The sequence below is a fragment of the Povalibacter sp. genome (genome assembly GCF_036520495.1).
Classification (GTDB): domain Bacteria; phylum Pseudomonadota; class Gammaproteobacteria; order Steroidobacterales; family Steroidobacteraceae; genus Steroidobacter.
In genome coordinates this window covers 97,251-105,335 of record NZ_DATDJO010000064.1, presented here as the reverse complement: position 1 = coordinate 105,335, position 8,085 = coordinate 97,251, and the positions used below count along the sequence as shown (strand labels likewise).

Sequence of the window (8,085 nt, the reverse complement as noted above, 5' to 3'; positions counted from 1 at the left end):
GTCGAGCCCGATCCGCCACGCTCGCGGTACACGTCGATACCCGTCCGTGCACAGCAGGACATCGTCACTCCAGGCCGTCATTGCCCGTGCCATCTCGAACCCCCGATGGCCTCGTCCGTACACCGCCACCCGCGCGTTGCGAAATTCCCAGCCGTCACAGTAAGGACACTGGAACACAGTCTTGCCGAAGAATTTTTCGATCCCGTCGATATGCGGCAGATGATCCAGCAGACCGGTGGCGATCAGCAGCTTTCGGCCCGAGACCTGTTGACGTCGGCCGATCGTGCATGCAAACCCGCCATCGGTACGTCGCACCGCACGCGTTGCCTCGCCCGCAACGAATGTCACGTTGCTCAACGCGCGCAATTCGCCATGCGCCGCACGACGGAAGGATTCTGGCGATATGCCGTCGCGGGTAAGAAATCCGTGCATTCTCTTCGATGCCCAGCTGCGAGGCGTGCCGCTGTCGCAGATCAGGACTTGCCGACAGGCGCGACCGAGGATCAGCGCGGCGCTCAGGCCGGCGGGTCCCGCTCCCACGATGATGACGTCCCAGAGTTTGGGCTTCATGGCCGGCGGATGAAGATGTCGTGACTTCTGCGTGTCGTCCCTGCGCTGTGCGTCCCTCGCAGCAGGGGCCACACGCTCAGACCGACGCTAAAGGCCGCGTACACAAGCATCAATCCACCGCCATCCAGATGCTTTTTGAAGCCGGGACGGAATCGACGCGGTGTAAGTTTGTAGTCGACGACGTACGCCACCGCGGTTGTGGCTGCGGCCGCGGCCAGGTGTTGGGCGGGCGAAGCAGGACGGTGCCGGCTCGAGTAAAGACTTTCATTGAGACCTGCCCACAGAGTCGACGCCAGATGGTGAATGGCATAGCCGACCAATGTATTGCGGGCAGTGAACCGTCGCCGATATCCCTCCTGCTCGCCCCATAACCACTGACTCGGACCATTGATAGGACCGAACGGACTCCCTTCCTGGCGCCTTCCGCATGCAGCGAGGACGACGGCGGAGGTCACCGCCGTGATCGCGCCGCTGATCAGGGTGTCACGAAGCAATGGACGATGCCCAGACCGCGAAGCATTTGTCTTCATAGGTCACCGATGCGAAAAGGACGAGCAGAGATGCGTTCTGGAAATTACAACCGCACGCTCACCTTCCCGGTTCCCACGGACCCGGCCCAGGGTGAGAACGTCGCGGCGGCCATGGATGACAGCAGACACTGCTCGCGAACAAAGCGAGGGTGCCACGCGTCTGGGTCAGGGCCCGACGCTGATCGAGTGGCTCGACTCACATGAACGTTCTGGTTACTGGCGCGACTGGCTCCATTGGCAGCCACCTGGCGCGAGCCCTCGTACTCGCCGGCCACACTGTGATCGCCGCGCAGCGGCAGCCATCGCAGGTACACAGTTACACCCCGGCAGATTTCGCGCGTGATCACGAATCGGCCGTCTGGCTCCCGCGCCTGCGGGGCATCGATGCGGTCATCAATGCCGTGGGCATCATTCGCGAAACCGGTTCGCAGCGTTTCGCCGATCTGCATACGCCTGCGCCTCGCGCGCTCTTCGATGCCTGCGTGACCGCCGGAGTGACGCGCGTCCTGCAGATATCCGCACTCGGCGCCTCCGATGGCACGACTGGTTACTTCACCAGCAAGCGCGTCTGGCGGGTTATCCGCTGACCCTGCGCTGGATCTCAGCATCCGTGGCGTTGTACCTGTTCGCTGGTGCCTGCTGGCTTCCAGTTGTCTGGATGCAAATCAGAATGCGCGCCCTGGCCGAAGCCGCAGCGCGTGATGGTGCAGACTTGCCGCCTCGCTATCGACACTATCGGCGCTGGTGGGTGGCGCTGGGTGCGGGCGCCTTCGTCGCACTGGTCATCGTGTTCTACCTCATGGTCGCGAAGCCCGCATGAGCTGGCGATTGTCATCCGTGACCGGCAGGCTCATTGCCCATGAGTGTCGCGGCGCGCTGTGACGATCCGGCGGCCTGCCGATACGTGCGAATCAGCTCTTCGAAGATCGGTAGCCCGGACAGGACGATGAACGACCCCAGCAGCAGCCAGCTGCCGGGGTCGATGGACGTGCGCCACTCAGGCGCGGCACGCAACGGCCACTGAACGGCAATCAACAGCGCGACTGCGACGCACGGGATGACGTCCATGAATCCATGCACGAACTGCTCGAATACACTCACATGCCGGCGGGTCACGGTGTATGACACATCGATCAGGGAAAGCGCGCTGTGCGCGATGACGCATACAACCAGCAATCCGGCACCGAGCCAGCTCGGCGTCACGAAGATGGCAAAACACAACAGCGCCAGCAAGGTGGCGAATTGCGCAACGTGCAGCCAGGACTCGGTCGGTCCGGAGGTGTATCCGATGTCTGTCGCACGATGACACAAGTAGTCACAGCCACCTGCCACCAGCCATGCTGGATACAGCCCCCAACCTATGAATGGGATGACGGCGGCGGCAACCTGCTCCATTGGCGACTCCGGAAATCTACGCGTCCAACTTTTCCAGCGGTGACTCGGCTGGCCCGCTCAGGACTTCGCCCGTGGGACGAAATCGCGATCCATGACAGGGACAGTCCCAGGTCGAGTCGGCGCGGTTCCAGTGCACCAGGCATCGCAAATGCGTGCATTGGTTCGACAGCAGCGTCACTGCTCCGTGAGCATCGCGATAAGCCGCCACCTTGCGACCCGCATGATTCACGATGCGGCCCTCGCCCTTCGGCACATCATCCAGTTCTTCCGTCACACGCTGCAGTCGATCGCGAATGAAGTAATAGGGAAAGTCGGCGTTCTCCCGGAGGTAACGCCAGGTGCCGCCATGGAAGGGCGGGCGCGAGGTCTCGAAAAGACTTTGCCACGCGTTCTCGCGGCCGAGGAACCGGTCACGCGCCATCATCGCCGCGAGGGTGCCGAAGGTGAAACCGTTACCGCAGAAACCCGTCGCGATGAATTCCCTGTCGTCGTTTTCGCCCATGAACGGCAGACCGTCATCCGTTTCCACTACCTGCCCCATCCAGCGTCGTTCCACCACCGCCCGCGGCAGAATGGTTTGCAGGCGTGCCTGCAATCTCAGAAACACATCATTGGTGTCGGACTCCTGGCCCGTCTTGACGTCGCTGCCACCGAAAATCACCCATTGATGATCCGGTGCCGCTTCGACCCGCAGATATTCGTACGGATCCTGCGTGTCCCAGAACAGGGCCTCGGGTAGCGTGCCGGCAGGCAGGCGGGCGCCGAGCACATAACTGGTGTAGAGCGACAACTTCGTCTGGAACAGCGTGGCGCCAAGTACGCCACGTTTGCCCATCAGGGGATTGTGGGTGGCGATGACGAGATACCGGCACGAGATCGAATGTCCGTTCACGCGTGCCGTCATCGCATCATCGCTGATGCCTTCGAACGCCGTCTTCTCGAAGATGCGTCCGCCATGACGTTCGATGATGGGCAGCAATGCACGCAGATAGCGGCGTGGATGAAACTTGGCCTGCCGCTGGAAACGCACTGCCGGCTGCTGCATCGGCGCAAGCGTGTCCATGAACGTGACGTCGAAGCCGAACTGGGCGGCGAGCTCGGCATCACGCTGCAAGTCCTTCACGTGTTTTGCCGGATCACCACCGACGGGCGTGTGCAAATGGCCCGGCACGCGGACGAACTGTGCGTCTGCGCCAGTGGCCTTGCAGATATCCTCGATCGTATCGATGGCCAGCTCGCCCGCCTTCCAGCAGGCGACTGCGGCCTCGGTGCCGAATTTCTCTGCCAGTCGATGCAGGCGTTCATCGGTCACGTAGGTCAGATGGGCGGTCGTCCGGGCCGTATCGGCACAGGCAAGGCGATCACGCTCGACCAGTGCCACCCGGATGCCCTCGAGCGACATGAGATAGGCGGTCGTTATGCCAGTCAGTCCGCCGCCTACGATGAGGACATCGACGGCAAGATCCTCGCTCAGCGCCGGGAAGGTCGGCAGCTGCACGTCCAGCCATGCGCTGCCGCTGATCGATGCATCCATCGGGACCGCTCCACTTCAAGTTTTTTGCTGCTCGCAACGAAGCCTCCGGGAAGGCGGCGAGCGCCTCCCGGAGGACACACCGCTTTCTGCGATTACTGCTTCCTCGTCGATGTGGTGCTGGTTGATGCCCCCTCAGCGCGGCCGCTTTCTGCACCCGATTCCGGACCCGAACCGCTGAGGCCCGACATTCTTCCGGAGACACCCAGTCGCTCCTGCGATTCGCCCGCACGCTGGCGCGACTGCATGCGCAGCTGTTGTGAATGCCTGCTACGAATACGATCTCGAGGCATCGACATCGCTGGTCGATACGTCGCACCTCACACATAAAGCATCAATGGCGCTCGAGTTCCGCTGCAAACCCTGCGGCTTTCACCACGAGAAGAACATGCGCAGCCAGCCGAGCAATCAAGTACAAACCGGAGGCTGAGAAGCTGGATTGCGCCGCCATCGATCCTGCGCCCCGCGTATGGCCACGAGGAGTGGATCCGACATCGCAAGGGTGGCGTCCACAGGCGCAACCTCCCTTCCCCGGCGTCAGAACTTAAACACGCCTTTCGGGAGTAGTCATCGCCATGGCTTCGGGGGGGATGGCCGCGTGTACGCCTCGCACCGACGCGACGTCTGCTGCTCATCGGAGCACCAGGGACGTCGACTTCGGCGTACGCGCCTTGATCGAGCGCCGCAGAATGAACAGCGCGTGCCGCGATTCCTCGCTCGAAAATGCGCCGACGCAGTCGCTCGGCACGATCAGCTTGAATTCGCGGACATGGGCGTCGACCGCCGTAAACAACACGCATTGATGGGTGGTCAGCCCGACAAGAATGAGTTCTTTCACCGCCAGACGCTCGAGGAGCTCCTGGAAGGGTGTGGCATAGAAACCGGAATGCCGCGGCTTGAAAATGAAGTACTCATCGACGTCCGGTATGACGCGCTTGACGATCTCGCGCCCACGGGCATCGTCGGCGAGACACCGGGATACGAACGACCCCTGGTCCGATTCCCACTTTCCGGCCGTGTCGTTGACGTAGATGACGGGCAGGCCCGCGGCCTTGGCACGGGCCTTCAGCCGCGCCACCGGCGCCGCGATTCGCTTCGCCACCGGAAGCAGCCGCTCCGCGTGTTGGAAACGGAACTCAGAGATCAGATCCAGAATGATGAGCGCCGTGGTTGCGCGACCTCGTTTACCCTTCATGGCGTGAATCGATCCAGCGATGCTCAGCAATGACTGCTGCGCGCCAGAGTTCCTCTCACCGGGTTCAGCAGTCGGCGAGCGCCATCCGTCGTGCCGGAAAGTATGGGGCGGTGAGCCCCCGGGCTCGATGGTTGTGCAGGATAGGACTACAACGGACGCTCGTGAAAATGACCCACGCGCATTGCCGGGCTGCTCACGCCACCCACGGGCATCTATGTATGCCGTCATTCTGCCCCGAATCACGAGCGACACCGGATGGATGCCCGGCTCGCTCGCGACCGGTCGTTCAGAAGCTCTTGCGCAACTGCAGCTGTACGAAGCGCAGCGCGTCGATGTGACGGTCTTCGTGATAGGCAATGAGGCCGCTTGCACGCGAGCCCTCGTAGACCGTGCGCCAGCGGCTTCTCGGCCGACCGGTGAAGTTGTTGAACATCAGACGCACTACCGTGTCGGCCTTCGGCGTCCAGTCCCAGTACAGGCGCATGAAATGGTCCCAATGGTCCGTGCGGACTTCGGCGAAGCGATAGGAGGTATCGCGTTTGCTCGACGAGTTCTCCAGCGACAGTGTCGAGGACAGCGAAGGGAATTCCTTGGTGATCGCCACGTCGCCGCTGACCGGGGAATGCCTGGAAATCCGCCGCGCCTCGTTCGTCACCGGGTCGTCGACCTCGGACCAGGTCCAGGCGCCATTGACACGCAGCGATGCGTATTCGATGCCGATGCGTTCCAGCGGCAGCGACAGTGAGAACGAGATCTTGTCGCGCGTGCCGTCGCCGAGATTGCCCGCCGTGTCGAAGCCTTCGACCGGTACCAGGTCGACTACGTCACTGACCATGGCGTGCGTGTAACCGAGGACTACTGCGCCGCGGCCCCAGAAACGCTTTTCGATGGCTGCTTCGAACTCCCATGCCGATTCGGGATGCAGATCGGCGTTGCCGCTGCTGATCGTGCCGGCATCCAGCGACGCCTGCGAGGCAAAGTCGCGGAACTCCAGCTGACTTACGGTGCGTTCGATGCGGCTGCGCAGCTGCAGGCCATCATCGATACTGAATGTCAGCAACGCTCTCGGCTTGGGATAGCTCAGCGAACGTCGGGCATCGTTGTCGCCCGACTGGCTGATCGTGGATAGCTCATAGCGAAAGCCAATGTCGCTCGACAGGCGGGGCGAGACTTTCCAGCGCGCTTCGACGAACGCTTCGCCGCGCTTCTCCTCGATTTTCACATCGCTGGTGGGCAATGCAACGGCAACACCGTTTCGCACGAGGTTCGCTTCGACGTCCAGGAAGTTGTACGCGCCTTCCAGCCCGCCCTCGAAGGTCAGCTCCGGCGAACGCCGGTACGTGACCGAGCTGCGCAGGATCGATTCACCCTTGAGCGCTTCGTCGTTGGAGTACTGGACGGACTGGGCATTGGTCGCATCGGCGGCAATGATCTTCTTCTCGATCGACTGCAGCAGCAGCACACGGCCGGTTACATCGCCGCTGAACAGATGTTCGTAGTCGACGCCCGCTTCGCCCTGATCGAGACTGACGTTCGTGATCACGCTGCCGTCGAGCGTCAGCGGTGCGCCGGCGCGTGGCGAGAGGATGTCGCGCTGCTTCGTATCCTGCGTCGTACCGCCAAGATTGATACGCCACAGGCCGACATCCGTCTGATAGTCGGCAGAGCCACTGAGCTGCAGTTGCTCCTGGCGCCAGTCCGTATCGAAATTGCTTGCTTCCAGCAGTTCGCGATCGGGTCCGCGACGAATCAGTGCGCCGCTGCCGGAATTGCCGTACTGCTGTTCGTTGCGTGCATTGAGCGCACCGTTGAGCGACAGCCGTCCCATGTTGCGCGTCGTCTCCAGCCGCAGCCCGACGCTCGGATCGTGTTTCTCCGCGAACATCCCGGTCAGTTCGCTGGAATGAGTGCTCATGTCGCCGCCGACCCGCACGACGTTCGCCACCACGGGTTGACCCTGCATGTTGATCCCCGGCGCGCCGCCGCGAATCACCTCGATGGTCGCCACGTTGGCAAAAGGAATACGCCGCAGCACATCCTCGAGCAGCACTGACTTGGACGCCGGCCGCTGACCGTCGATCAGGACGTTGCCCAGCGCGCCGACGAAACCGCGCACGGTGACGTCGCCCGCGTTGAAGCTGAAGCCCGGCAGACGTTTCACCATGTCGAGCGCCGTCGTCGGTTGAAACTCGGCGAAGAAATTCGCGGGGTAGCGCAGGACACCCGTGTCCGTGTCGGCTGGGCCAGCAGAGATCGCCGCACCCCCAACCGGCGGCTCTTCCATGATGGCCTGTGCGTCGCCGGTGCGGCCAGGCAGATCGGTGCGGATCGGCTCGGCGGCAAGTCCGCTGGCGAACGGACCAAACAGCGTCAGGTAAATACCGTGTCGAAGACACGACGCAGTGGAAGTGAGTTGACGGCGCTGCATACGATTCCCCAGACGGCCCGATGTCATTTGGACGCGGGTGCGTCTGAAGCCGTAGCCCCAGGTTCCCCCGACAGATTCTTAGTTATGGTCGCAGCCCGCAGGCGCTGCGAATCGAGGGCCGACACTATAGGCACCGCAACCCCGAATGGTCCGATTCTGGAATCCTTGCAATCTCCTGCTCCGCAGAGCATTCATCGTGGAAAAATAATGTGCGGCGGACGCAATATCCTGCCTCTCGCGCATTCGTTACGCACAAAGCTGCCGAACTTGCGCAGCAACCAATGAGACGTTGAGACGACGGCATTGAAGGATCCCAGGGGCCATGACCGCAATCCCGGCGTCTGCCTGCATGGCCCGCGCGCGCAGATCCCCGGACGCTGAGCGCAGCGGAACAAACGAAAGGAACTGACGTTGTGGAGTCACCCGACGTGCGGCG

The 8,085-nt window shown here is 62.4% G+C and carries 7 protein-coding genes; 2 read left to right on the top strand and 5 right to left on the bottom strand.

What is annotated here, in order from left to right:
* Positions 1–570, bottom strand: a 570-nt coding sequence (locus tag VIZ63_RS22125) for an NAD(P)/FAD-dependent oxidoreductase (protein WP_331611986.1), incomplete at its 3' end; no start/stop codon positions are given.
* A gap of 730 nt (positions 571–1,300) precedes the next feature.
* On the opposite strand from VIZ63_RS22125, the gene VIZ63_RS22120 reads away from it, so the two are divergent.
* Both VIZ63_RS22120 and VIZ63_RS22115 read left to right on the top strand, forming a co-directional pair.
* Positions 1,301–1,687, top strand: a complete 387-nt coding sequence (locus VIZ63_RS22120; protein WP_331611985.1) for an NAD-dependent epimerase/dehydratase family protein — start codon at positions 1,301–1,303, stop codon at positions 1,685–1,687.
* 23 nt (positions 1,688–1,710) lie between these two features.
* Positions 1,711–1,920: a DUF2269 family protein gene (locus tag VIZ63_RS22115; protein WP_331611984.1), complete on the top strand. Its 210-nt coding sequence runs from the start codon at positions 1,711–1,713 to the stop codon at positions 1,918–1,920.
* Positions 1,921–1,931: 11 nt separating this feature from the next.
* On the opposite strand, the gene VIZ63_RS22110 is transcribed toward VIZ63_RS22115, so the two are convergent.
* The 4 genes from VIZ63_RS22110 to VIZ63_RS22095 all read right to left on the bottom strand — a co-directional run bounded on the left by VIZ63_RS22110 (position 1,932) and on the right by VIZ63_RS22095 (position 7,649).
* Positions 1,932–2,495, bottom strand: a complete 564-nt coding sequence (locus VIZ63_RS22110; RefSeq protein WP_331611983.1) for a hypothetical protein — start codon at positions 2,493–2,495, stop codon at positions 1,932–1,934.
* A gap of 16 nt (positions 2,496–2,511) precedes the next feature.
* Positions 2,512–4,029, bottom strand: coding sequence for an FAD-dependent oxidoreductase (locus VIZ63_RS22105; RefSeq protein ID WP_331611982.1), 1,518 nt, complete (start codon positions 4,027–4,029; stop codon positions 2,512–2,514).
* Positions 4,030–4,657: 628 nt separating this feature from the next.
* Positions 4,658–5,221, bottom strand: coding sequence for a cysteine hydrolase (locus tag VIZ63_RS22100; RefSeq protein WP_331611981.1), 564 nt, complete (start codon positions 5,219–5,221; stop codon positions 4,658–4,660).
* Between the two features lie 286 nt (positions 5,222–5,507).
* Complete coding sequence (locus tag VIZ63_RS22095) at positions 5,508–7,649, bottom strand: TonB-dependent receptor plug domain-containing protein (protein ID WP_331611980.1); 2,142 nt, start codon at positions 7,647–7,649, stop codon at positions 5,508–5,510.
* Between the last annotated feature and the right edge of the window lie 436 nt (positions 7,650–8,085).

What these genes read in the sequence shown, in the direction of transcription:
- VIZ63_RS22120 (WP_331611985.1), top strand. Translation starts at nt 1,301, where the DNA reads ATGAACGTTCTGGTTACTGGCGCGACTGGCTCCATTGGCAGCCACCTG.
- VIZ63_RS22110 (WP_331611983.1), bottom strand. Translation starts at nt 2,495, where the DNA reads ATGGAGCAGGTTGCCGCCGCCGTCATCCCATTCATAGGTTGGGGGCTG.
- VIZ63_RS22105 (WP_331611982.1), bottom strand. Translation starts at nt 4,029, where the DNA reads ATGGATGCATCGATCAGCGGCAGCGCATGGCTGGACGTGCAGCTGCCG.
- VIZ63_RS22100 (WP_331611981.1), bottom strand. Translation starts at nt 5,221, where the DNA reads ATGAAGGGTAAACGAGGTCGCGCAACCACGGCGCTCATCATTCTGGAT.
- VIZ63_RS22095 (WP_331611980.1), bottom strand. Translation starts at nt 7,649, where the DNA reads ATGCAGCGCCGTCAACTCACTTCCACTGCGTCGTGTCTTCGACACGGT.